Origin of the sequence: Chimaeribacter coloradensis (genome assembly GCF_002858715.1) — a bacterium.
GTDB lineage: Bacteria > Pseudomonadota > Gammaproteobacteria > Enterobacterales > Enterobacteriaceae > Chimaeribacter > Chimaeribacter coloradensis.
Genome location: NZ_PJZH01000001.1, coordinates 25,080 through 48,304, shown reverse-complemented (window position 1 = coordinate 48,304; position 23,225 = coordinate 25,080). Strand labels below are relative to the sequence as shown.

Here is a 23,225-nt window from a genome sequence, read left to right as displayed (position 1 = left end):
GGGTGTGCAGGGGAGCGCGGGATCAGAAGCTGTAGCCGATCACCGCATAGTAGCCCCAGCCGGTAGACTTGACGTCAAAGTTGCCCTTGCCGAAGTTCAGCTCGGTGCCGTCCTGCCATTGGCCGCCGTTATGGAAGTAACGCGCCACCACGGAGTAGTGCCAGTGGGCGTAGTTCAGCGCCAGGATGTGGCTGGAGGCGATGGAGTTGCTGGTACGGGACTTGTTGCCGTTTTCGTTGAGGTCAGAGCCCCAGTCGAAGTTGGTGAAGCCGATGTAGCTGAAGTGGCCGCCCCACAGGTCGCCCAGCGGCAGGAAGTATTTGACTTTGAAGCGGTAGCCGTCCCAGCTGTTTTCGTTGGCGGCGCTGTAGTTTTCCCACTGGTATTTGGCGTAGACGTTCAGGGAGAGGTTCAGCGGGGTATGGGTGTCGACGTCAGTGCCGAGGCCCATGTACCAGGTGTTCTGGCGATTGTCGCTGTCCGGGCCCATATCATAGATATAGTTGTTGGCGAAGTACCACTCTTTGAACGGCCCGAAGCTCAGGTCAGTGCCGGTGAGTTTGTCGATGGAGAAGCGCGGTTCGATCTCCATAAACAGCGGCGAGCCGTTTTTGTTCCAGATGCCGACGTCATTGCTGTTGCCTGCGCCGAAGAATTTCGGCACATCCACATAGCCGTAGAAGTCGAACCAGTCTTTATGGGCAAAGGCTTCATATTCGAGGTAGAGATCGTTGTTCAGCTGCGGCCCAAAGCGGGTATGGTAGCTGCCCACCACGTTCACGCTCTGTTTCCACCAGTCAGAGAGGTATTCCCCCTGATCGCTGGACCCGACATTGGATTCAGCCAGGGCGCTGGCGCTATAAGAGAGGGCGATCAACGCGCCCGCGGCGAAAAGACGATTTTTCATTGTGGTTCCAGTGCGTAAAAGGGGGGCGTGTCCCTGCCGGACGGCGGAGGTCATTCACACCCCCGCGGCGGCAGCGTCATTAACGATCATTGCTTCAAATTCCTGAAGACCGGTTTACCCCTGATCCTCAGAAGATTCTTAGTTGTCATGATTTCGTAACTTAATACGCGATTGTGTCAACAAATGTCAATTTGAGTTGCATTGTTATGCATTTGTTTCGTGATCCTGCTCACATATCGCTGGCGGCGGTAAAGATACCGTTTTTTATCGGTTGCGCAAACGGTTACTTAGCAAAAGTTGAATTTCCGGTAACAAGCGGAGATTTTTTGGGCAAAGGGGGAAATAAAGGGGATTTCAGATCACGGGTGAATGAGATTACGAAAGACAAAAGAGAGGCAGATGTCACACCAAGATTCCCCCTACTCTTTCCTTACATACCCAAAGATTTGCAGAGGTGGCGAGGGCATAAAAACCGTTGCCAATACCCAAAGATTTGCAGAGGTGGCGAGGGCATAAAAACCGTTGCCAAACAGAAATGCGAGGCCGGATAAGCACACAACACATACAAATACCCCCACCTACTCTTTCCTTACATACTCAAGGATTTGCAGAGGAGGTGGGGGCGTAAAAATCATTGCCGAATGGAGACGCAGGGCCGGGTGAGCGGGCATGGATGCCCGCGAGAGGTACAGCCACGCCGGGAGCGTGTCTGTACCGGCCCGAGCAGCCCGGAGGCGTAATGAGGGGACACGCGGGAGCGTGCAATGATTCAGCCGGGGCACCGAAAGCGCGCGGGTGCAGGGCCGGCGCGCCGGCAGGCCCTGCTCGGTTGAGGCTGGGGAAGCTGGGTGGACAACGGCTCATGAACAACCGAAACCTTCCACTTCACCATTAAATTCAGCGGAACGTCTCATATACGAACAACCGAAACCTTCCACAACACTTTTCAACCTTCCGGCAGGAAAGCCTACTCCCCCTTCTTATTACTCCGGTAAATCAGCCCCAGCGCGACCGCCAGGCAGACCACCGCCGCCAGCCGGTTCCCGCTGAGCGGAATCTCCGGGTTATCCAGCCAGCCGAAGCTGTCGATCAGGATGCTCATCGCCAGCTGGCCGAGGATCACCGCCACCGTCGCCACCGCGGTACCCACACGCGGCACCGCCGTCACCATGATGATGATGTAAGGCACACCGAACAGCGCCCCGGCCAGTTGCCACTTCGGCACGGTCATCAGCGTCTGCGGGTGGGCACTTTCAAAGAACAGGATCAGCAGCATCGTCACCAGCGCACCCAGGCTGAAGGTGAGGAAGGCGCTTTTCAGCACCCCGACGCGTGCGCCGAGCTGCCCGTTAATCGCCGCCTGAACGCTCAGCGCGGCCCCGGCGATGATCGCCAGTACAACCATAATTACTTCTGTCATCACTTATCCCCGCGCAATCAGCCACAGTGCCGCAATAATAAACAGCAGCGCCAGCAGGCGTTCCCGCCCAATCTTCTTCTTCGCGCCGCCGAACCAGCCGTAGTGGTCGATCAGCACGCTCTTGGCCACCTGGCCGGAGAGAATGGCGATCATGGTCATCGCCAGGCCGATCACCGGCGTGGTCAGGGTCAGCACCACCACATAGACCGGCCCAAGGATGCCGCCAAGCAGCTGCCAGCCGGGCTGGGCGGTAAAGGAAGGGGCGTTGCGCGGGCCGAAGAACAGCACCAGCAGCAGTGTCAGGGCGCTGCCAACGCCAAAGATGCTCAGGGTGGCCCAGAGATGGCCCACTTCGCCGCCCAGCGGGCCGAGTAACCCGGCCTCCACCGACAGCCCCATGCCGCCGAGGATCACCAGCGGGATCAGTAACAGGTTCATGTGTCGCCTTTTTATTGTCAGAGAGCGTGTTGTTATGCTCAGAAAGTGTGTTGTCAGCAGGTCAATGCAAAAACAAGCCGCCCCTCATGGGCGGAGGCGGACTATACCCTGGCGCGTTATTGCGAAAAACCGGATAATCATGAAAAGAGTTTTGCGGATGATGCACAGATGAACGATGTGGATGCAGTTTCCCTGCGCGCCTTGCGGCTGTTTGTGGCGGTGCTGGATGAAGGGAGTTTCTCCGAGGTGGCGCGGCGTACCGGGGTCGCGCCCTCGTCCGTGTCACGGGTGATCCAGCAGCTGGAGCAGCAGTTGCATACCCAGTTGCTTTATCGCAACACCCGCGCGCTGGCCCCCACCGAGGCGGGGCTGGCGTTCAGCCACTATGCGCGGCGGATGCTGGAACAGGCGGATGAGGCGGCGCGCACGTTGCAGGAGCGGGAGCAGTTGCCGGGCGGGCTGGTGCGCATCAATGCGCCGGTGGTGTTCGGCCAGCGGCACCTCGCCCCGTGGCTGGCGTCGCTGGCGGAGCGTTACCCGAAGCTGACGGTAGAGCTGACCCAGACCGATGACTACGTTGACCCGCTGCACACCGCCGCCGATCTGCTGATCCGCATCGGGGTTTTGAATGACTCCAGCATGCACGCCCGGCCGCTGGCGCGGCTGCGCTACCGGCTGGCGGCCAGCCCGGCCTACCTGGCGCAGTTCGGCACGCCGCGCACCCCGGAGGATCTGCACGCCCACCGCTGCCTGGTGTTTAAAGGCTCCTCCGGGCCGCAGCGCTGGTTCTTCCGCCCGCGCCACAGTGAACAGCCGTGGCAGGCCTACAGCCTGCGCGGGCCGCTGACCGGCAACAACGCCGAAACCCTGACGCAGGCGGCGCTGGACGGCCTGGGCCTGGTGCTGTTCCCGAGCTGGCTGATTGGCGAGGCGCTGCACCAGGGGCGGCTGGTGCGGCTGCTGCCGGAGTATCAGGCGTCGATCACGCTGGAGCCGTCAACGCTGGCGGCGCTTTACCCGCGCAGCCGGCTGCCGTCCCGCAATGTGCGGGCGGTGGTCGATTTCCTGGTAGAGAAACTGGGCACTCCACCCTACTGGGACCGCTGAGGTCAGCGCACCAGCCGCATGTCGATATGCGGGATGCCGTCCTCGTCATACACCGCGGAGCAGGGCTGGAACCCCAGCGAAGCGTAAAACGGCTGGAGGTGCGCCTGGGCGGAGAGCATCACGCCTGCCTGCGGCCAGTGGCGCGCACAGGCGGCCAGCGCCTGCTCCATCAGCGCCATGCCAAGCCGCCGGCCGCGCGACTCAGGGGCCACGATCACCCGGCCTATCGCCACCGTCTCATTTTTCAGCAGCCGCGCATAGGCCGCCGGTCTGCCCGCCTGCCAGCCGATCAGGTGGCGCGTTTCGCCACTCAGATCCCGGCCATCCACGTCCAGATAAGCGCATTGCTGCTCCACCACAAACACCTCGCAGCGCAGCGCCAGCACCGCATAGAGCTGCGCGGCGGTGAGTTCACTGTGGTGCAGGTCTTGCCACACGATATTCGCCATAATGCTTCCCTAAATAATAATTCACACTGTCTATATTACCGCCGGCACACCCACGGCGGGCAGGTTTCCGGCACGGTGCCGCGGCACATTTTTTACCGTTTTTCAGCAGGTTGAACAAGGAGTTAACAGTGTAGCCGGCGTGAATTTATCTTTCATTCGCCTATTGTCATGGCCTGTGTATATTTCGCCGGCTACTTTACCTTAGGAATTTATACCATGACTCCGTTGATGAAATACTCCCTGGTGGCGCTGATGCTGGCCGGGTTAACTGCTTGTGATAATGCTGCGACCAAACCCGCCGAGACCAAACCGGCGGAAGCCAGCACGGCCGCCGCCCAACCGGCGGAAGCCGCCCCAGCCGCCGACGCAGAAGCGAAAGCCGCCCCGGCCGCGGAAGCCAATACCCCTGCACCGGCTGCGCAGGCAGCGGCACCGTCGTTCGCGATGAAAATCCCGAAAGGCTTTGCTGACAAATCCCCGGCAGCGAATGAGAAATCCTCTTCACGTGCCCGCGTTTTCGTGAATGCCGACACCCGCCAGATGATCACCGTGACCACGGTGATGGGCGTGGAGCCGGTGGCCGACGACAAGATGAAAGCGTCGCTGGAACAGGCGATCCCAAGCCTGCTGAGTGCCTATAAAAAGCAGTACTCCACGGTGAACGTGTCGAAAAAAGAGGTGATGACGCTGGCTGACCATGCGTTCCTGCATCTGGATGCGGCGCTGAAACAGAACGAGAAAAGCGCGCTCAACACCACGCTGCTGACCCAGCAGGGTGTGCAGTTGATCAACGTGCAGCTGATGACGATGTCTGATGACAACAAAGCGCATGAGGCGCTGGTTAAACAGGTCACCAGCCAGATTACCTTCAGGTAACCGCCCTGTTTTCTGCCAAAACCGCCTGCGGGCGGTTTTTTTATGCCTGAGGAATGACAAATATTGACCCGGCTGATTGGTAAAATTTTTTGAATATACCGGTCAAATATATTAGCTGGCGGGATCGGGGGGAGTACCGCAGACTGCGGGAAGACGTAAACGAACGTTATTCAACAAAAAGGACGTAAACCATGTCAGTCATGAAAAAAGTATGGCTCCCGGTGATCATGAGCATCGGGTTGTATTCTCAGGTCTCTGCCGCCGCCACCCAACACTACGCGATGGACCCGGGCCATACCTCCGTGGTGGTCTCCTGGACCCACTTCGGTTTTTCACACCCGACCGCTGACCTGTCCAACGTCACCGGCAACATCGCCTTTGACGCCGAAAACCTGGCGCAGTCCAAAGTGGATGTCAGCATCCCGGTCACCAGCATTGATACCCATGTGGCCGCGCTGACCAGCGAATTCAAAGGCGCAGATTACTTCGACGTCGCCAAATACCCGGCTGCTACTTTCCACAGCACCAAAGTCACTGCTACCGGCGACAACAAGTATGACGTTGAAGGTAACCTGACCCTGAAAGGGATCACCAAGCCGGTGGTGCTGCACGCCGTGCTGAACAAACAGGGTGAGCACCCGATGATGAAGAAGCAGGCGATCGGCTTTGACGCCACCACCACCATCAAACGCTCTGACTTCAAGGTGGACAAATATGTCCCGGCCGTGAGCGACGACGTGCAGATTACGATCTCCACCGAAGCCTACGCCAAGTAAGTTTCCGGCCCCTGGCCGTGCGCTTCAGGCCTGTCTAAAGACAGGCCTTTTTTTTGCGGTCAGCTCGGTGCCGGGTCAGATCGGCGCATAGTCACCGTAGCCGTCCGGCCACGGGGTCAGCAGGTCAAAACCGGTTTCGGTCACCGCCACGGTGTGCTCCCACTGCGCCGACAGCGAGCGGTCGCGCGTCACTACCGTCCAGCCGTCGCCCAGGGTGCTGGTCGGCGCTTTCCCGGCGTTGATCATCGGTTCGATGGTGAAGATCATCCCCGCTTTCAGCGGCATCCCCTCGCCCGGCCGCCCGTAGTGCAGCACCTGCGGGTCGGTGTGGTACTCGGTGCCGACACCGTGGCCGCAATATTCGCGTACCACGGAGAAGCCTTTCTCATGGGCCACATTCTGGATGGCGTAGCCGATGTCGCCCAGCGTTGCGCCCGGTTTCACCACGCGGATGCCCGCCACCATGGCGTTATAGGTGGTTTCCACCAGCAGCCTGGCGCGGATTGACGGCTCGCCGACGTAGTACATGCGGCTGGTGTCGCCGTACCAGCCATCCTTGATCAGCGCCACGTCGATATTGACGATATCCCCCTCTTTCAGCGCCTTTTTATCGGTGGGGATGCCGTGGCACACCACATGGTTCACCGAGGTACAGATGGTTTTCGGGTAGCCGTGGTAGCCGATGTTGGCCGGGGTGCAGTGCAGTTTGTCGACGATGTAGCGGTAGCAGATCGCGTCCAGTTCGTCGGTGGTGACGCCCGGTTTGACATACTCGCCAATCATCGCCAGCACTTCGGCCGCCAGGTGGCCGGCGGTGCGCGCCTGCTCAATATCCGCGGCGGAGTGCAGCATAATGTTGTTCATGAATGCTCCTTGGTGGTCAGTGTGTCCTTGGCCTGGTCAGGCGTGTGCAATAAGTTGACGATCTCGCTGTAGCTCAGGGCCGGGTTGCGTTCCGCCAGCCGGCCGATGCGCAGCCAGTACTCCGCCTGGGCGTTGATGGAGCGGCAGTAGATATCGCTCGCCGCGCGCAGTTCGTCGTGCATAAGGTCAGAAATTTTAATAATGCCCATCACGTTCACCTGCTATAAATCATATATGAAGTGTATATAAAACAGATATACGAAGTATATACACCCTGTCCGCGAAGTCTATAACACGGCGCGCCCGGCCATAAAAAAAGCTGCCCGGAGGCAGCTTTTTGTTATTACCTGAAAAATCAGGCGGTTTTCTTCAGCGGCGCGGTGCGCACCGGCGCATCCCCTGCGACGTAGTAGTCTGCGGTGCTGCGCGGCAGCGGCCGGCGGCCGCGGATGGCGTCGGCCATCTTCTCGGCGATCATGATGGTGGTGGCGTTCAGGTTACCGGTGATGATCTGCGGCATGATGGAGGCATCCACCACACGCAGGCCCTTCATGCCGTGTACCCGGCCTTCGCCGTCCACTACCGCCATCTCGTCGTTGCCCATTTTGCAGGAGCCGCACGGGTGGAAGGCGGTCTCCGCATGTTCACGGACAAAGGCGTCCAGCTCTTCGTCGCTCTGCACATGCGCGCCGGGGCTGATTTCACGGCCGCGGTACGGGTCGAGCGCCGGTTGCGCCATGATCTCACGGGTGATGCGGATCGCGTCACGGAACTCCTGCCAGTCCTGCTCGCTGGACATGTAGTTGAACAGGATGCTCGGGTGCTGGCGCGGATCTTTCGATTTCACCTGCACGCGGCCGCGGCTTGGCGAGCGCATTGAACCGACGTGCGCCTGGAAGCCGTGCTCTTTCACCGCGTTGCTGCCGTTGTAGTTAATCGCCACCGGCAGGAAGTGGTACTGGATGTTCGGCCATTCGAACTCGTCGCGGCTGCGGATAAAGCCGCCCGCCTCGAACTGGTTGCTGGCACCGACGCCGGTGCCTTTGAACAGCCACTCCGCGCCGATTTTCGGCTGGTTATGCATCTGCAACGCCGGGTAGAGCGACACCGGCTGGGTGCAGCTGTACTGGAGGTACATCTCCAGGTGGTCCTGCAGGTTTTCGCCCACGCCCGGCAGGTCATGCACCACCGGGATGTCGAGGCTGTTCAGCAGCGCGGCCGGGCCGACGCCGGAACGTTGCAGGATCTGCGGCGAGGCGATTGCGCCGCTGCAGAGCAGCACTTCGCGGCTGGCGCGCGCGGTTTTGGCGTTGTACTCATCCTGGTGGTAGTAGCTGACACCCACCGCGCGTTTGCCGTCAAACAGGATGCGGTCAGTGGTGGCGTGGGTCAGGATGGTCAGGTTGCTGCGCGTTTTCGCCTGATCGAGGTAACCGCGCGCGGTGCTGGCGCGGCGGCCGTTCGGCGTCACGGTGCGGTCCATCGGGCCGAAGCCCTCCTGCTGGTAGCCGTTCAGGTCGTCGGTGCGCGGGTAGCCCGCCTGCACGCCCGCTTCCACCATCGCGTGGAACAGCGGGTTATTGCCGGCTTTCGGCGTCGCCACACTCACCGGGCCGTCACCGCCGTGGTAGTCATCCGGGCCGATGTCGCGGGTTTCCGCTTTGCGGAAGTACGGCAGGCAGTCGAGGTAGCTCCAGTTTTCCAGCCCCGGCGCTTTCGCCCAGTTGTCGAAATCCATCGCGTTGCCGCGGATGTAGCACATGCCGTTGATCAGCGACGAGCCGCCCAGTCCTTTGCCGCGCCCGCACTCCATGCGGCGGTTGTTCATGTACGGCTCCGGGTCGGTCTCGTAGGCCCAGTTGTAGCGCTTGCCCTGTAACGGGAAGGCCAGCGCGGCGGGCATCTGGGTACGGAAATCGAGGCGGTGGTCCGGGCCACCGGCTTCCAGCAGCAGTACGGTGACACCCGGGTCTTCGGTCAGGCGGGTGGCGAGGACGTTACCCGCGGAGCCGGCCCCGATGATGATGTAATCGTATTCCATTGAATGTCTCCTCAATGTTGTTGCTGTGGGTCGGGGCATCGGGCCGCCGGAAGGCGGCGGCCGGCGGGGTAAGGTTGCCCCCGCATAAACACGGCAGGCCTCAGGCCTGCTGCCCCTGACAAAATGTCGTGGGTCGGTCAGAACACGGAGCTGAAGTCGCCCAGCTCAATCTCAACCGATTTGATCTGCGTGTAGTGTTCCAGCGTGCCGAGGCCGTTCTCACGGCCGACGCCGGAGTGCTTGTAGCCGCCGACCGGCATCTCCGCCGGGGATTCACCCCAGGTGTTGATCCAGCAGATACCGGCTTCCAGCTGGTGGATGACGCGGTGCGCGCGGTTCAGGTCACGGGTGACCAGCCCGGCCGCCAGGCCGAAGGTGGTGTTGTTGGCGCGGGCGATCACCTCCTCTTCCGTCTGGTAAGTGAGGATGCTCATCACCGGCCCGAAGATCTCCTCCTGCACAATCTCCATGTCGTCGGTGCAGTCGCTGAACACCGTCGGGGCGACCCAGGCGCCCTGCGCCAGCACGCCGTCGGTGAGGCGCTCGCCACCGGCCAGCAGGCGCGCGCCCGCTTTTTTGCCGCTCTCAATAAAGCGCAGCACGTTTTCCATGTGGGCGAAGCTCACCAGCGGGCCGAAGTTGACGTCCGGCTGGGTCGGCTGGCCGATGCGGATGCGCTGCACGCGCGCCAGGATTTTCTCCTCAAATGCGGCTTTCAGGCTTTCCGGCACAAACACGCGGGTGCCGTTGGTGCAGACCTGGCCGGAACTGTAGAAGTTGGCCATCATGGCGATGTCCGCCGCGCGGTCGAGGTCGGCGTCATCAAACACGATCAGCGGGGACTTGCCGCCCAGCTCCATGGTCACCTCTTTCAGGGTGGAACCGGCCGCGTTCGCCATCACTTTCTTGCCGCTCACCACGCCGCCGGTAAAGGAGACTTTGGCGATGCCGGGGTGTTCGGTCAGCGCCTGGCCGACCTGCTTGCCGCTGCCCGGCAGCACGTTGAACACGCCGTCCGGCAGGCCCGCCTCGGTGTAGATCTCCGCCAGCTTCAGCGCCGTCAGCGAGGTGACTTCGCTCGGTTTGAAGATCATGGCGTTACCGGCGGCCAGCGCCGGGGCAGATTTCCACAGCGCGATCTGGATCGGGTAGTTCCAGGCACCGATCCCGGCCACCACGCCCAGCGGCTCGCGGCGGGTGTAGACAAAGGCGCTGTCGCGCAGCGGGATCTGCTGCCCTTCAATGGCCGGCACCAGCCCGGCGTAGTACTCCAGCACATCCGCGCCGGTCACGATGTCTACCGTGGTGGTTTCGGAGAGCGGTTTGCCGGTGTCGGCGGTTTCGATCGCCGCCAGCTCGTCATTGCGCTCACGCAGAATATCCACCGCCCGGCGCAGGATGCGCGAGCGCTGCATGGCGGTCATCGCCGCCCAGACCTTCTGCCCTTTCGCTGCGGCCGCAACCGCCCGATCGACGTCAGCCGCCGTGGCCGCCTGGACCTGGGCGATCACCTCGCCGTTGGCGGGGTTGATGGCGTCAAAGGTCTGGCCGTCGGCGCAGTCGGTGTAGGTGCCGTTGATGTAGAGTTTTTGCAAGCCATAGCGGGACATGTGTCTCTCCTGTCTGTTGTGTAGTGCCGGTCGCCTGTCGGGTGGCGATCAGTCGTGCCGCGCCTCGCGGGCCGGGGCGGTCAGCAGCTGGTCGATGTAATCGAACGTGATCTCCAGCGCTTCCCGGCGGTCAAAGGTGTCGCCGCTCAGGGCGCTGCGTAACCAGAGGCCGTCAATCATCCCGGCCAGCCCGTTGGCGGCACGGCGCGCCTGCACTTTCGGCAGGCTGCGGCGGAACTCGGCAGATAAATTGGAAAACAGCCGCCGGCTGTTAACCCGTTGTAAACGTTTCAATTGCGGGCTGTGCATACTGCTGACCCAGAAGGCCAGCCAGGTTTTCATCGCCGCGCTGTTGGTCTGGCTTTCGTCAAAGTTGCCTTCGGCAATCGCCCGCAGGCGGAGCCGGGCATCCGCGCCCCGGAGCGGCCTCAGCCGCTGGCGCACCGCCTCGCCGAGGTGGCTTATCAGGTAGCGCATGGTGGCTTCCAGCAGCCCGTTCTTGTCACGGAAGTAGTGGCTGATAATGCCGTTCGACACCCCGGCACGCCGGGCAATCTGCGAAATGGAGGCGTCATGCATCCCCACTTCATTCACTGCGGCCAGCGTGGCCTCAATCAATTGCTGCCGCCTGATCGGCTGCATTCCTACCTTCGGCATGGTTCCCTCTCCGGGTAAAAAGCCAGTACGACTCGCGTCAGAACCGGGCAATGCTTCCGGCTGCGGCGCGCTATCCGGACCCTATTAAACTTTTTTTTGATTGAACGTTCAATTAAAAATGCATATATTTTATTACCGCAACGTTATGGGATTGTGTAAATTAAGGATGAATATCGTTGATTTGTGGCGTGTTTTTTGATCTGGCGCAAACAACAAGTTTTTTGATCTGACAGGTTGCAACGGCAAGTGGTCTCAGCGGATGCCCTGTAACAGGCGTTTTTTTAAGCAGTCAATTCGCCCTTTGATATGCGCTAAGCGCGCTTCTGTTGCCCATCAGATCCCATTTGAAACCACCATGGGGAAAGCATGAGTACACCCGAAGACGTTAAACCGCAGGCCGACCGGTTAAACCCTGTCGTGTTCTTCACGTCAGCCGGCCTGATCCTGGCCTTTTCGCTGATGACGATTTTCTTTACGGCGGAGTCCGGCCGCTGGATCATCGCCACCCTGAACTGGGTGTCGGCCACCTTCGGCTGGTATTACCTGCTGGCCGCCACCCTCTACATCGTGTTTGTGATCTTTATCGCCTGTTCGCGCTACGGCGACATCAAGCTCGGGCCGGAGCAGTCCAAACCGGAGTTCAGCATGATGAGCTGGGCGGCGATGCTGTTCGCCGCCGGGATCGGCATCGACCTGATGTTCTTCTCCGTGGCGGAGCCGGTGACGCAGTACATGATGCCGCCTGAGGGCCAGGGGCAGACGCTGGAAGCGGCGCGGCAGGCGATGGTCTGGACGCTGTTCCATTACGGGCTGACCGGCTGGTCGATGTATGCGCTGATGGGCATCGCCCTCGCCTACTTCAGCTACCGCTATAACCTGCCGCTGACCATCCGTTCCGCGCTCTACCCGATTTTCGGCAAGCGCATCAACGGCCCGATCGGCCACACGGTGGACATCGCGGCGGTGGTCGGCACCATTTTCGGCATCGCCACCACCCTTGGGATCGGCGTAGTGCAGCTTAACTACGGGCTGAAAGTGCTGTTCCATATCCCGGAAGACCTGCGGGTGCAGGCGGCGCTGATCCTGCTGTCGGTGATCATGGCCACGGTCTCGGTGACCTCCGGCGTGAACAAGGGCATCCGTTTTCTGTCGGAGCTGAACGTGCTGCTGGCGCTGGGCATGATCCTGTTCCTGCTGTTTGCCGGTGACACTGAGTTCCTGCTGAATGCGCTGGTGCTGAACGTCGGCGACTATATCAACCGCTTTATGGGCATGACGCTCAACAGCTTCGCCTTCGACCGCCCGACGCAGTGGATGAACAGCTGGACGCTGTTCTTCTGGGCCTGGTGGGTGGCGTGGTCGCCGTTTGTCGGGCTGTTCCTGGCGCGGATTTCGCGCGGGCGCACCATCCGCCAGTTTGTCTGCGGTACGCTGATTATCCCGTTTGTGTTTACCCTGCTGTGGCTCTCGATCTTCGGCAACAGTGCGCTTTACCAGATCCTGCACGGCAACCTGGCCTTCGCCCATGAGGTGATGGAATACCCGGAGCGCGGCTTCTACAGCCTGCTGGCGCAGTACCCGGCGTTTAAACTCAGCGCCTCGGTGGCGACCATCACCGGCCTGCTGTTCTACGTCACCTCCGCGGACTCCGGCTCGCTGGTGCTGGGCAACTTTACCTCCCGGCTGGCGGACATCAACAACGACGCGCCGAACTGGCTGCGGGTCTTCTGGTCGGTGGCGATCGGGCTGCTGACGCTGGGGATGCTGCTGACCGGCGGGGTGTCGGCATTGCAGAACACCACGGTGATCATGGGCCTGCCGTTCAGTTTCGTGATCTTCTTTGTGATGGCGGGGCTGTATAAGTCGCTGAAAGTCGAGGATTACCGCAAGGCGAGCGCCCTGCAGCAGAACGCCCCGGCACCGGTGTCACGCGATGGCGTGCTGAACTGGAAACAGCGGCTGACGCGGGTGATGAACCACCCCGGCGCGACCTATACCCAGAAGATGCTGGACAACGTCTGCCGCCCGGCGATGGAAGAGGTGGCGCGCGAGCTGGCGGTGCGCGGCGCGAAAGTGGAGTTCAGCGAGCTGCCGCCGCAGGGCGAGGAGCGCCTGAGCCACCTGGAGCTGCTGGTGCGCCTGGGCGAGGAGCAGAACTTCGTCTACCAGATCTGGCCGCAGCGCTACTCCGTCCCGGCGTTTACCTACCGCGCCCGCGCCGGCAAGTCGCACTACTACCGGCTGGAGACCTACCTGCTGGAGGGCACCCAGGGCAACGACCTGATGGACTACAGCAAAGAGCAGGTAATCAACGACATCCTCGACCAGTACGAGCGTCACCTGCACTTCCTGCACCTCCACCGCGAGGCCCCCGGGGCGGTACTCACCTTCCCGACCTGACCCTGAAAACCGGCGCAAGCCGGTTTTTTTATGGGCGGAGCGCATTATCTCAACCTGTTACGGCACCGGTAACTGTATATACAAATCTAAAAATAATTATTTTCATTAAATTAATAGACTGTTTTTATTGATTTTAATATTTTTTGCCCGGAAGAGATTTTGTATATACAATAACAACAGTAATGGCATGGGCAAGGAGGCATCAGTCACGTATGCATATTAAGATCTGTGCAACTATTTTAGAGAAACTGATTCAAAAACACGGTGTTACTGAAAAGGAAGTGCAGGAGTGTTTTTTGAACCGTGATGGCTGTTACCTGAAAGATACGCGGGAGAAAAACCAGACCATTCCTGCCACGCTGTGGTTTATCGCTGAAACCAACCGTGGCAGGAGACTGAAAATCTGTTTTGTCCCTGGAGGGCCGGGCAACCCTGACGGACCCGTGCTGAAAACCGCCTATGAGCCGAACAGTATTGAAGACGCTATTTATCAAAAATATGGCTACTGAATAATCACCTGACGTCATAAATAAAAAAGAAAAGGAAAAACCATGAGCGATGAATTCAACCCATTGTCAGCAGACAGCGACAAGTGGGATAACCGTGAGCTGGGTGCGTCTGAAGAGCATGTCAGCGTCGTCTCTGACCAGGCCGCTGCTGAGGCTGACGATCAGCTGGGGCTTCAGGCTATTTCAATCCGCCTGCCTAAAGCGCTCATCCGTGAACTTAAAGAGATTGCCCAGCGCTATGACGTGGGCTATCAGCCGATGGTGCGGGATCTGCTCAATCGTTTTGCACAGGCTGAACAGAAGAAATACCTGCTGGAGCAACTGCAGATCATTAAGGCCGCCGAAAGCGAGCAAGAAGACACGGCCCCCGTGTCAGACTTTATAGAAACCCTTAAAAAACAAGGGTAGCTGGTACCCCCTGCGGTACTCGCCATCGCCTAAGACGATTCACCGCGCTGATACGCCGCCACGCTCTCCATCAGTGCCGCCTGCTGCGGGGTGGCGGCCAGCTTGACGAAGGCGGGGAAAAACAGCGCCGGTGACGGGCAGATCTCTACCACGTAGCAGCTCTCCCTGACCGGCTCCGGCACCTCGGAGGCGGGCATCAGCGAGGCGGCCTCAATGCCCTGCGCCAGCATGTCGAACAGGATGCGCGGCTCATTGCCGGAGATCAGGATGTTGGGCTGTACCCCCAGCTTGCGCAGCTGGTCAGTGATGAACTCAAAGGTGCCCTCGCCATGGATGCGCCGCAGCAGCACCAGCGGCAGGCGGCCCAGCGCCGCCAGCGGCATCGGCCCCGCTGGCGGCGCGGCCAGCAGCGTGCGCGGGATCACCGCCACCCCGGCGATCGGCCGCAGGCTCACGCACTCATAGCCCGCCAGCTGCTGCGGCTGCTGGATCAGCGCCACATCGATGCGCCGCTCGTTGAGCATCGCCTCCAGCGTGCCGGAATCGGCGATCACGGTCTCAATGTTTACCCCTTTCAGCGTCCGGCAGAAGGTCGCCACCAGCGGGCTGAAATAGCGCTGGTAGAGATAAGAGATGCCGACCCGCAGCACCTGCGCCCGGCCGCCGGCGGCCTGGATCGCCGCCTGCCGCGCCTCTTCCACGCTGCGCAGGATGTCGCAGCCGCGCAGGTAGAGCACCCGGCCCGCCTCGGTGGTGGTAATGCCGCTGCCGCTGCGCACCACCAGCGCGGTGCCGATCTCCTGCTCCAGCTCCTGCAGCCGCTTGCTCAGGGGCGGCTGGGAGATGTTCAGCAGCCGTGACGCCCGGCTGATCGACCCCTGCTCCACAATCACACAAAAATAACGCAACCGTTTAAGATCCATCCCGCTCCCTCTCCTCTGCTGCGCCGTGCGGCGCACATCCATGCAGATCACCATGAACCCGCCACGGTTACAACCTTTCTGGTATGGGGCGGCCCCCTGAAACGGTATTACACCCTGCGGAACGGGCTGCTTATGCTTAAGCCTATGTGACAGACATTCTGAAACGAGGTGAACATCATGATGAAATCAACGCTGGAACCGGGCACCGTGTACGACCTGCGCTCCGCCCTTGACCTGCTGGCGCGCTACCCCGATGAACTGATCAGCACCGACGTAGAGGCAGACCCGAATGCGGAGATCAGCGGCGTCTACCGCTACGTGGGCGCGGGCGGCACGGTACAACGCCCGACGAAAACCGGCCCGGCGATGATGTTTAACAAGGTCAAAGGCTATGACGACGTGCGGGTGCTGATCGGCCTGCTGGCCTCCCGCCGCCGCGTCGGCCGGTTGCTGGGGGCCGCGCCGGAGGATCTCGGCTTCCTGCTCAAAGACTCGGTGAACAACCCGATCCCGCCAGTGGTGATCGCCAATGACAAGGCGCCCTGCCAGGAAGTGGTCTACCGCGCCGGTGAGCCGGGCTTTGATGTGCGCAAGCTGCTGCCCGCCCCGACCAACACCGAAGAGGATGCCGGGCCGTACTTCACCATGGGCATGTGCTACGCCTCTGACCCGGAGACCGGCGAGTCAGACGTCACCATCCACCGCCTCTGCATCCAGGGGCCGGATGAGATTTCGATGTATTTCGTGCCGGGCCGCCACCTCGACACCTTCCGCCAGAAAGCAGAGGCGGCGGGCAAGGCGCTGCCGATCTCCGTCAGCATCGGCGTTGACCCGGCGATTGAGATCGGGGCCTGCTTTGAGCCGCCGACCACCCCGCTGGGCTTTGATGAGCTGTCAGTGGCCGGGAGCCTGCGCAACCGGGCGGTGGAGCTGGTGAACTGCCTCTCGGTGGAGGCCCGCGCCATCGCCAACGCCGAGATTGTGATTGAGGGTGAACTGGTGCCCGGCTACCGCGTGCGGGAAGACCAGAACACCCATACCGGCAAAGCGATGCCGGAATTCCCCGGCTATACCGGCGAGGCGAAAGCGGCGGTGCCGGTGATCAGGGTCAAGGCGATTACCCACCGCAAACACCCGATCCTGCAAACGGTGATCGGCCCCAGCGAGGAGCACGTCAACATGGCCGGCATCCCGACGGAGGCGAGCATCCTGGAGATGGTGGAGCGCGCCATGCCGGGCCGTTTGCTCAATGTCTACGCCCACGCCTCCGGCGGCGGCAAATACCTGGCGGTGATGCAGTTCAAAAAAGCTGCGCTCTCCGATGAGGGGCGGCAGCGGCAGGCGGCGTTGCTGGCGTTCGCCGCCTTTGGCGAGCTGAAGCATGTGATCCTGGTGGATGAGGATGTCGATATTTTCGACACCAACGACGTGCTCTGGGCGATGCAGACCCGCTACCAGGGTGACGTCAGCACGGTGTTTATCCCCGGCGTGCGCTGCCACCCGCTCGACCCGTCGCAGTCCCCGGCGTTCAACCCGCTGATCCAGGATACCGGCATCACCTGCAAAACCATTTTTGACTGCACCGTGCCGTTCAAACTCAAAGATCAGTTCCAGCGCTCCCGCTTCAAAGAGGTGGACGTCTCGCGCTTTATCCCCGGCTTCAACAGCTGACCACGCATCCCCAGGGGGCCATTGCGCCCCTTTTTCCTATTCTGCTTATACACTTAAGGATGTGCCTACTTTTTTGACAAGGAAACAGGAGACGAGACGATGAAACGCCGGGAGTTTATGGTATCCGGGGCGGCGCTGGTCGCCGGGACGCTGGTAGCGCGATCCGCAGCGGCCGCGCCCGGCCCCGTTGAGGAGAAAGGCAGCGCCCTGATGCCGCCTGCCAACCAGCGCATCAAAACGCTGACCATCAAAAACATCGTGATTGGCGAAGGCCAGCCGAAACTGATTGTGCCCACCACCGCCAAAAACAGCGCGGACGCGCTGGCCGCCGTGAAGAACTATGCCGGTAACCCGGCGATTCAGCTGGTGGAGCTGCGCCTCGACACCCTGGCTGATGAACCGGACAACGCCGCCCTCGCTGCCCTGACCCGGCAGGCGTATGCGCTGCTGCCCGCTCAGGCGCTGCTGGTGACCTTCCGCACCCGGGCCGAGGGCGGCAACCGCGCCCTCAGTGACGAGGCGTACGCCGCGCTCTGTGAGGACATTATCACCCACGGCAAAGCTGATTTGCTGGACATCGAGATGTTCCGCGGTGAGGCGCGGGTCAAAGCGCTGGTAGAGAAGGCGCACCGGGCCGGCATTGCGGTGGTGATGTCGAGCCACGACTTCCACCAGACGCCGCCGAATGAGGAGATCATCAACCGGCTGCGGCACCAGCAGGCGCTGGGGGCGGATGTGCTGAAACTGGCTGCCATGCCGCAGGATTCCGGCGATGTGCTGCGGCTGATGAGCGCCACCTGGGAAGTCTACAGCCGCTATGCCGAACGCCCGCTGCTCACCATGGCGATGAGCGGCACCGGCGTGGTGTCGCGGCTGGCGGGCGAGCTGACCGGCTCAGCGCTGACCTTCGGCATGGTGGGCCAGGCCTCCGCCCCGGGCCAGATCGAGGCGGAAGACCTCAACGCCGTGCTGAAGATTATCCATCAGGCCAACCAGGGCTGACGCGCGGATCAGTTCTCCGCGCTGTGTACCCGGCGGCTGACAATCCCGGCGGACGCCATCTTCTCGCGCGCTTCCAGCCGGTCGCCCGCCGCCAGTTCAAGCGGCTGCTGCAGCCGGCCGACGCGCGGGTTGAGCGCCAGCTCCGCCAGGATCGGGAAGTGGTCAGAGCCGATGTGCGGCAACCGCTGCATCCGCACCAGCGTGAAATCCCGGCTGTGGAACACGTGGTCCAGCGGCCAGCGCAGGAACGGGATACCGGCATGGAAGGTGTTGAACATGCCGCGGCCGCGGCGCGGGTCGAGCAGGCCGCTGACCTTCATAAACAGCCGCGTGGTGCGTGACCACGCCACGTCATTCAGGTCACCGGTGACAATCGTCGGGTAGCGGGCGCGGGCGGCGCAGTGGCCCACCGCCACCAGTTCGCCGTCCCGGTTGGTGGACTCATCATCCTCGGTCGGGCTGGGCGGCATCGGGTGCAGGCAGTGCATCACCACCTCATCCCCGGAGGCCAGCGCCACGCGGAAATGCATCGACGGGATGCCCTCCGCCACCAGGTACTGGATCATCGCGTCTTTGAGCGGCAGGCGGGAGTAAACGTGCATGCCGTAGAGGTTGTCCTGCGGGCATTTCAGCTGCCAGGCGTAGGGTGTGCCGTGGCGGTCGCTTTCCAGCACGTCAAGCTGCGCCTGCCACCAGGCGTCGGTTTCCAGCGCCACCAGCACATCGGGCTGGTACTTCTCCACCAGCGCAAGCAGGGCATCGGCGTCGCGGTTGGTCATCAGCACGTTGGCGGTGAGGATTTTCAGCGCCGGCCGGTTATGCAGCCTGGAGCGCTTGACCTGCACCGGCCAGAGCCGGGTATAGGGGATGATCCAGTGCGCCTGGTAGAGCGCGCACGCCAGTGACAGCAGCACCGTGAGATCGCCGGTGGTCAGCAGGCCGCCCGGCAACGGCCAGCCCCCGCCCGGCAACAGGAACAGCTCCGCCACCAGCAGCACGATGGCGATGGCCGCCATCTGCAACCGCGGGAAATCCCACACCCGCACCCACCACGCCTGGCAACGGCAAAACGGCAGCAGCGTCAGCACGGTCATGATCGCCGTCAGCACGCTGAACAGCATCCGTATTTTCTCCATACTCAATTCTGTTCCCTTGCTGTGAAAAGCCCGGAGAGCGGCCGCGGCGGCACACATCCAGGCTAAAAATACTCACGTTTCTGGTTATTCAGCCATGTTATCGGTTTCCCCGGGGCTTTGCCGGTAAATTTTTCTCACTGTGTGGGGGTGTGGCACCAGTTGCGCCCGTCCAGGATGCCGCCGTCCGGCGAGGTAAACCCGATGCAGCCGAGCACGCTGTCAAACAGCTTGCCGTGGAACGCCGGTTTCTTCTCAGCGGCCATGCGTTGCAGCCGGGTAAACGCCGCGCGGTGGGCCGGGTCAGCCAGGAAGGCGTCCGAGGCCCAGACCATGATCGGGATGGTGCGCTGCTCCGGCGGCGCGCGGTCACGCGGGGTGCTGTGGAAGTGGATGTTGTCGGAGATCGACTCGCCGTGGTCAGAGGCGTAGAACACGATCGCCTTGCGGTCACGCACCTGATCGATCACCTGTTTCAGGAAGGCGTCGGTGTAGAGCACGCTGTTGTCGTAGGCGTTGATCATGCTCTGGGTCGAGCAGGCTTCGTCGATGCCCATGCACTCCGGCTGCCAGCGGGCAAAGCTGCGCGGGTAGCGCTCCGAGTAGAGGTAATGCGACCCCTTGGTGTGCAGGATAATCAGGTGGCGGCCGTGCGGGTGGCGCTGCAACGAGCCCTGCATCTGCCCCACCAGCAGCATGTCGCCAATCGGTTTACCGGCGTTGCGCGCCTGGGTTTCGATGTCATCGCGCAGCACGTAGCGGTCGGCCAGGGTTTTGCTGTAGAACCAGTCCTCGGTCTGCATGGCGAACAGCTCCGAACTGAAGCCCTGCTGTTTCAGCACGGAGAAGACGTTCATCTCTTTCAGCGTGCGCGACGGGTCGTCGGTGGTGCCGCCGATGCGCACAAACATGCAGCGCAGCGAGAGTTTGGTGGAGGTGTCGCAGGAGGTGCCCTGCAACGCCACCAAGTTCTTCTCGCGTGACAGGTTCGGCGTGGTGTCACGTTCATAACCGTAGAGGCCGAAGTGGTCGCGCCGGGCGCTCTCCCCAATCACAAACACCACGTCGATGTCATCGGCGTCTTTGGGCGGCAGGTAGGTAAAGTGCCTGGCCGGGTCGAACAGGTTGTTCAGCTCCTCCGGCTGGGTGTAGGCGCTGTAGGCGAACAGCCCCAATGCCGAGAGCCAGTTGGAGGGGAGATAGGTGCCGGCCACGGTGTCATCATACTGGGCGGCCATCGCCGGGTTGCCGTCCACCTCCAGCACTTCGCCCATCAGCTTCAGCGGCAGCCAGCAGAACAGCGCCGCCGTGAGCAGCACGCCGGTTTTACGCAGCAGCACCCGGCGGCTCGCCGGGCGCAGGTCGCCGCCCGGCAGGCGGCTGAGCCACAGCACCGCCAGCGGCGGCAGCCCGGCCACCGCGATCCAGAGCAGGAAGTGGTAGCCGATCGAGGCTTTCGACAGATCGAGGTCGGTGGTCATCACCGCCGCCAGGATGCCGTAGCCGATGTCGACATTAAACACCGCCATATAGTAGCTGGCGGCGGCCGACGCGAGGATAACAATGGTGGTGAGCAGCCGGAACAGCCAGCGCCCGCTAAAGGAGAAGAGCAGGCAGAGGAAATAGACCAGCGAAAACGCGGCCAGCATCTCGGCGGCCAGCGCCAGCGGCGTATCCTGCGGCACCTGGGTAAGGCGCCGCCAGAACACCGGGGCATTGAGGATGATCCCGACATAAAAGGCGATAAACAGCATGACCTGCTGCTGGGAAAGGCGTCTGAAATGTTGCATGGTGACCTGTGACCGGAGGGTGGTGGTTGTTCTGTACCCCGCACGCGCGCGCAGTAATGTTTAAGATATATGACACTGCGCGCGCTTTTGCCAACCCGGGCGGCCACCTGCCTGAAAATTCAGTGCATTCTTAGGGTTAAGTGGGAAACCAGAGCGTGAACCTGACCCGGCCCGGCAGGGTGCAGTCGGGGGTGACGCGGCCCTGGTGCAGGTCCATGATGGCGCGGACAATTGCCAGCCCCAGCCCGTTGGCGGCCCCGTCGCTGCGGGCCGCATCGGCGCGGTAGAAGCGGTCAAACAGCTTCGCCTGCTGCGCCTCCGGGATCGGCGCGCCGCGGTTGTCCACATGCAGCGCCACACCGCCCGCCTGCGGTTCGATGGACAGGGTCACCTCACTCGCCGGCTCGCCGTAGCGGATGGCGTTCGCCACCAGGTTGCTCAGGGCGCGCTGCACCATCAGCGCGTCGGCGGTGATCTGCGCCGCGCCGCGGCAGCTCAGCGTCATGTCACGTTCGGCGGCCACCCCTTCGAAATAGTCACAGATGCGTTGCGCCTCCTGCGACAGAGACAGCGGCACCGGCTTGACGCCCGCCTGCGCGTCGCTGGCGCGCGCCAGGAACAGGATGTTCTCCACCATGCGCGAGATGCGCTCCAGCTCCTCCATGTTGTTCGCCAGCAGCGTCTCATACTCCGCCGCGCTGCGCGTCTGGTAGAGCGCCACCTGGCAGTGGCCCATCAGCGCGTTGACCGGCGTGCGGATCTCATGCGCCAGGTCGGCGGAGAACTGCGTCAGCCGCTGGTAGCCCTCGGCCAGCCGGTCGAGCATCGCGTTGAAGGCGTGCGTCATCTGCCGCAGCTCCGGCGGCGCGTCCTGTTCGCTCAGCCGGTGGCTGAGGCTGGCGGGGTGGATCGCCGCCATCTCGCGCGCCATGCGCCGCAGCGGCCGCAGCCCGCGCCGCAGCACCAGGTAGCCCAGCAGCGCAATCAGCGCGAACGCGCCCAGCACCGCCGCTACCAGCCGCCAGCGGAAGGCCGCCAGCAGGTGCTGCTCGTTCACCATCAGGTGCGCGGCGGTGATCTCCACCACCTGCCCGTCGGCCAGCCGGACGTCTGCCGTCAGGTAGCGCACCGGCACGCCGTCGGGCGTCACCGTGGCGCGCACCGCCGAGAGCGCCAGCGGCCGGTCAGCCGGCAGTGCCTCCACCGGCGGCAGCACCAGGTGCGACGGGTTGACGTTGATCAGCGTCGCGCCCTGATGCAGCCGGAAGCGGATGACATCCCGCTCGTTGCCCATCATGTTCTCAAACAGCCCCGGGTTCTGGCTGAGCTTCGGCAGCGGGAAGTTGTCTGCCAGCAGGTGGCGGAAATATTGCGCGCGGCCGATCACCTGGTACTCACTGCGCCGCGCCAGCTGCTGCGCCATCTCGCCATAGAGCCAGACGCCCACCGCGCTGAGCACCAGCGAGGCCACCAGCGCAAACAGCAGTGTGCTGCGCAGCGTCAGGGAGACCGGCCTCATGGCCGCACCTCGCATACGTAGCCGATGCCGCGCACCGTGTGAATAAGCTTCGGCTCCCAGTCGCGGTCGATCTTGGCGCGCAGCCGCTTCACCGCCACATCCACCACGTTGGTATCGCTGTCAAAATTCATGTCCCAGACCTGCGAGGCGATAAGCGTGCGTGACAGCACCTCCCCCTCGCGGCGCAGCAACAGGTGCAGCAGCATAAATTCTTTGTTGGTGAGGGTGATCAGCTGGTCCTGCCGCGTGACGCGGCGGCGCAGCACATCCACTTCGAGGTCGGCCAGGGTGTAGAAATCGGCCTCGCGCACCGTGCCGCGGCGCAGCAGGGTGCGCAGCCGCAGCAGCAGTTCGGTAAAGGAGAACGGCTTGACCAGGTAGTCATCCGCCCCCAGCTCCAGCCCGCGGATGCGGTCCTGCACCGCGTCACGCGCGGTCAGAAACAGCACCGGCACCTCGTGCTTTTTACGCAGCACCTCCATCACCTGCCAGCCGTTCAGCCCCGGCAGCATCACGTCCAGCACGATGGCATCAAAACTCTGCTCCAGGGCCAGGAACAGGCCGTCGGTGCCGTTGCGCGCCAGATCCACGCAGTAGCCCGCCTCGGTCAGCCCTTTTTTCAGATAGTCACCGGTGCTGGTGTCATCTTCTATAACCAATATGCGCATTGTATGTATACCTACTGTTTAATCACTAAAGTCTATCAGTTTGCCGCCGGGCATTTG

Annotated in this window: 22 protein-coding genes; 8 read left to right on the top strand and 14 right to left on the bottom strand. The window is 62.0% G+C overall.

All coding sequences use genetic code 11. From position 1 onward, the window contains the following. Window positions 1–22 precede the first annotated feature (22 nt). The 3 genes from CYR32_RS00220 to CYR32_RS00210 all read right to left on the bottom strand — a co-directional run bounded on the left by CYR32_RS00220 (window position 23) and on the right by CYR32_RS00210 (window position 2,765). Window positions 23–907 (bottom strand): nucleoside-specific channel-forming protein Tsx, encoded by an 885-nt coding sequence (locus CYR32_RS00220; protein ID WP_101821392.1) that lies wholly within the window; start codon window positions 905–907, stop codon window positions 23–25. A gap of 967 nt (window positions 908–1,874) precedes the next feature. After that, window positions 1,875–2,327: a DMT family transporter gene (locus CYR32_RS00215; RefSeq protein ID WP_101821389.1), complete on the bottom strand. Its 453-nt coding sequence runs from the start codon at window positions 2,325–2,327 to the stop codon at window positions 1,875–1,877. 3 nt (window positions 2,328–2,330) lie between these two features. Continuing rightward, complete coding sequence (locus tag CYR32_RS00210) at window positions 2,331–2,765, bottom strand: DMT family transporter (RefSeq protein ID WP_101817654.1); 435 nt, start codon at window positions 2,763–2,765, stop codon at window positions 2,331–2,333. A gap of 168 nt (window positions 2,766–2,933) precedes the next feature. On the opposite strand from CYR32_RS00210, the gene CYR32_RS00205 reads away from it, so the two are divergent. Then, entirely contained in the window at window positions 2,934–3,872 is a 939-nt protein-coding gene (locus tag CYR32_RS00205; protein ID WP_101821387.1) for a LysR family transcriptional regulator, read from the top strand. A 2-nt stretch (window positions 3,873–3,874) separates the two neighbouring features. Here the strand turns inward: CYR32_RS00205 and CYR32_RS00200 are convergent, their stop codons facing one another. Beyond that, on the bottom strand, window positions 3,875–4,321 hold the full coding sequence (locus tag CYR32_RS00200) for a GNAT family N-acetyltransferase (RefSeq protein ID WP_101821384.1): 447 nt from the start codon (window positions 4,319–4,321) through the stop codon (window positions 3,875–3,877). Window positions 4,322–4,537: 216 nt separating this feature from the next. Between CYR32_RS00200 and CYR32_RS00195 the strand changes: the two genes are divergently transcribed. Both CYR32_RS00195 and CYR32_RS00190 read left to right on the top strand, forming a co-directional pair. After that, window positions 4,538–5,197 carry a hypothetical protein gene (locus tag CYR32_RS00195; RefSeq protein WP_146000648.1) on the top strand — a complete coding sequence of 220 codons (660 nt, stop codon included), beginning with the start codon at window positions 4,538–4,540 and terminating at the stop codon, window positions 5,195–5,197. Window positions 5,198–5,388: 191 nt separating this feature from the next. After that, window positions 5,389–5,973, top strand: a complete 585-nt coding sequence (locus CYR32_RS00190; protein WP_101821380.1) for a YceI family protein — start codon at window positions 5,389–5,391, stop codon at window positions 5,971–5,973. Between the two features lie 75 nt (window positions 5,974–6,048). Here CYR32_RS00190 and map read toward each other — a convergent pair whose 3' ends face one another. The 5 genes from map to betI all read right to left on the bottom strand — a co-directional run bounded on the left by map (window position 6,049) and on the right by betI (window position 11,145). Next, window positions 6,049–6,837 carry a type I methionyl aminopeptidase gene (map, locus tag CYR32_RS00185; protein ID WP_101821378.1) on the bottom strand — a complete coding sequence of 263 codons (789 nt, stop codon included), beginning with the start codon at window positions 6,835–6,837 and terminating at the stop codon, window positions 6,049–6,051. After that, a complete protein-coding gene (locus CYR32_RS00180; protein WP_101821376.1) occupies window positions 6,834–7,046 on the bottom strand; it encodes a ParD-like family protein in 213 nt (70 codons plus the stop codon). Before CYR32_RS00180 ends, map begins: the two co-directional genes overlap by 4 nt. A gap of 146 nt (window positions 7,047–7,192) precedes the next feature. Then, window positions 7,193–8,878, bottom strand: coding sequence for a choline dehydrogenase (betA, locus tag CYR32_RS00175; RefSeq protein ID WP_101821375.1), 1,686 nt, complete (start codon window positions 8,876–8,878; stop codon window positions 7,193–7,195). 137 nt (window positions 8,879–9,015) lie between these two features. Further along, complete coding sequence (gene betB, locus CYR32_RS00170; RefSeq protein ID WP_101821373.1) at window positions 9,016–10,488, bottom strand: betaine-aldehyde dehydrogenase; 1,473 nt, start codon at window positions 10,486–10,488, stop codon at window positions 9,016–9,018. 48 nt (window positions 10,489–10,536) lie between these two features. After that, window positions 10,537–11,145, bottom strand: coding sequence for a transcriptional regulator BetI (gene betI / locus CYR32_RS00165; protein ID WP_101821371.1), 609 nt, complete (start codon window positions 11,143–11,145; stop codon window positions 10,537–10,539). A 366-nt stretch (window positions 11,146–11,511) separates the two neighbouring features. On the opposite strand from betI, the gene CYR32_RS00160 reads away from it, so the two are divergent. From CYR32_RS00160 to CYR32_RS00150, 3 genes are all read left to right on the top strand, one after another. Then, window positions 11,512–13,545 (top strand): choline transporter, encoded by a 2,034-nt coding sequence (locus CYR32_RS00160; protein WP_101821369.1) that lies wholly within the window; start codon window positions 11,512–11,514, stop codon window positions 13,543–13,545. Between the two features lie 212 nt (window positions 13,546–13,757). After that, window positions 13,758–14,054, top strand: a complete 297-nt coding sequence (locus CYR32_RS00155; protein ID WP_101821367.1) for an ADP-ribosyl-(dinitrogen reductase) hydrolase — start codon at window positions 13,758–13,760, stop codon at window positions 14,052–14,054. A 42-nt stretch (window positions 14,055–14,096) separates the two neighbouring features. Continuing rightward, window positions 14,097–14,462 carry a hypothetical protein gene (locus CYR32_RS00150; protein ID WP_101821364.1) on the top strand — a complete coding sequence of 122 codons (366 nt, stop codon included), beginning with the start codon at window positions 14,097–14,099 and terminating at the stop codon, window positions 14,460–14,462. A gap of 29 nt (window positions 14,463–14,491) precedes the next feature. Here CYR32_RS00150 and CYR32_RS00145 read toward each other — a convergent pair whose 3' ends face one another. Next, complete coding sequence (locus CYR32_RS00145) at window positions 14,492–15,385, bottom strand: LysR family transcriptional regulator (protein ID WP_101821362.1); 894 nt, start codon at window positions 15,383–15,385, stop codon at window positions 14,492–14,494. A gap of 177 nt (window positions 15,386–15,562) precedes the next feature. Here CYR32_RS00145 and CYR32_RS00140 point away from each other — a divergent pair, with 177 nt between their 5' ends. Then, a complete protein-coding gene (locus tag CYR32_RS00140; RefSeq protein WP_101821361.1) occupies window positions 15,563–17,056 on the top strand; it encodes a UbiD family decarboxylase in 1,494 nt (497 codons plus the stop codon). A 99-nt stretch (window positions 17,057–17,155) separates the two neighbouring features. Then, complete coding sequence (aroD, locus tag CYR32_RS00135) at window positions 17,156–18,058, top strand: type I 3-dehydroquinate dehydratase (protein ID WP_101821359.1); 903 nt, start codon at window positions 17,156–17,158, stop codon at window positions 18,056–18,058. 8 nt (window positions 18,059–18,066) lie between these two features. Here the strand turns inward: aroD and CYR32_RS00130 are convergent, their stop codons facing one another. The 4 genes from CYR32_RS00130 to CYR32_RS00115 all read right to left on the bottom strand — a co-directional run bounded on the left by CYR32_RS00130 (window position 18,067) and on the right by CYR32_RS00115 (window position 23,168). Further along, entirely contained in the window at window positions 18,067–19,194 is a 1,128-nt protein-coding gene (locus CYR32_RS00130) for an endonuclease/exonuclease/phosphatase family protein (RefSeq protein WP_101821357.1), read from the bottom strand. 134 nt (window positions 19,195–19,328) lie between these two features. Next, entirely contained in the window at window positions 19,329–20,981 is a 1,653-nt protein-coding gene (gene eptB / locus CYR32_RS00125) for a kdo(2)-lipid A phosphoethanolamine 7''-transferase (RefSeq protein ID WP_101821355.1), read from the bottom strand. A 136-nt stretch (window positions 20,982–21,117) separates the two neighbouring features. Then, the gene (locus tag CYR32_RS00120) at window positions 21,118–22,500 is read right to left on the bottom strand and encodes a heavy metal sensor histidine kinase (RefSeq protein ID WP_241523715.1); all 1,383 of its coding nucleotides are present in this window, start codon (window positions 22,498–22,500) and stop codon (window positions 21,118–21,120) included. Further along, on the bottom strand, window positions 22,497–23,168 hold the full coding sequence (locus tag CYR32_RS00115; protein ID WP_101821351.1) for a heavy metal response regulator transcription factor: 672 nt from the start codon (window positions 23,166–23,168) through the stop codon (window positions 22,497–22,499). Before CYR32_RS00115 ends, CYR32_RS00120 begins: the two co-directional genes overlap by 4 nt. Between the last annotated feature and the right edge of the window lie 57 nt (window positions 23,169–23,225).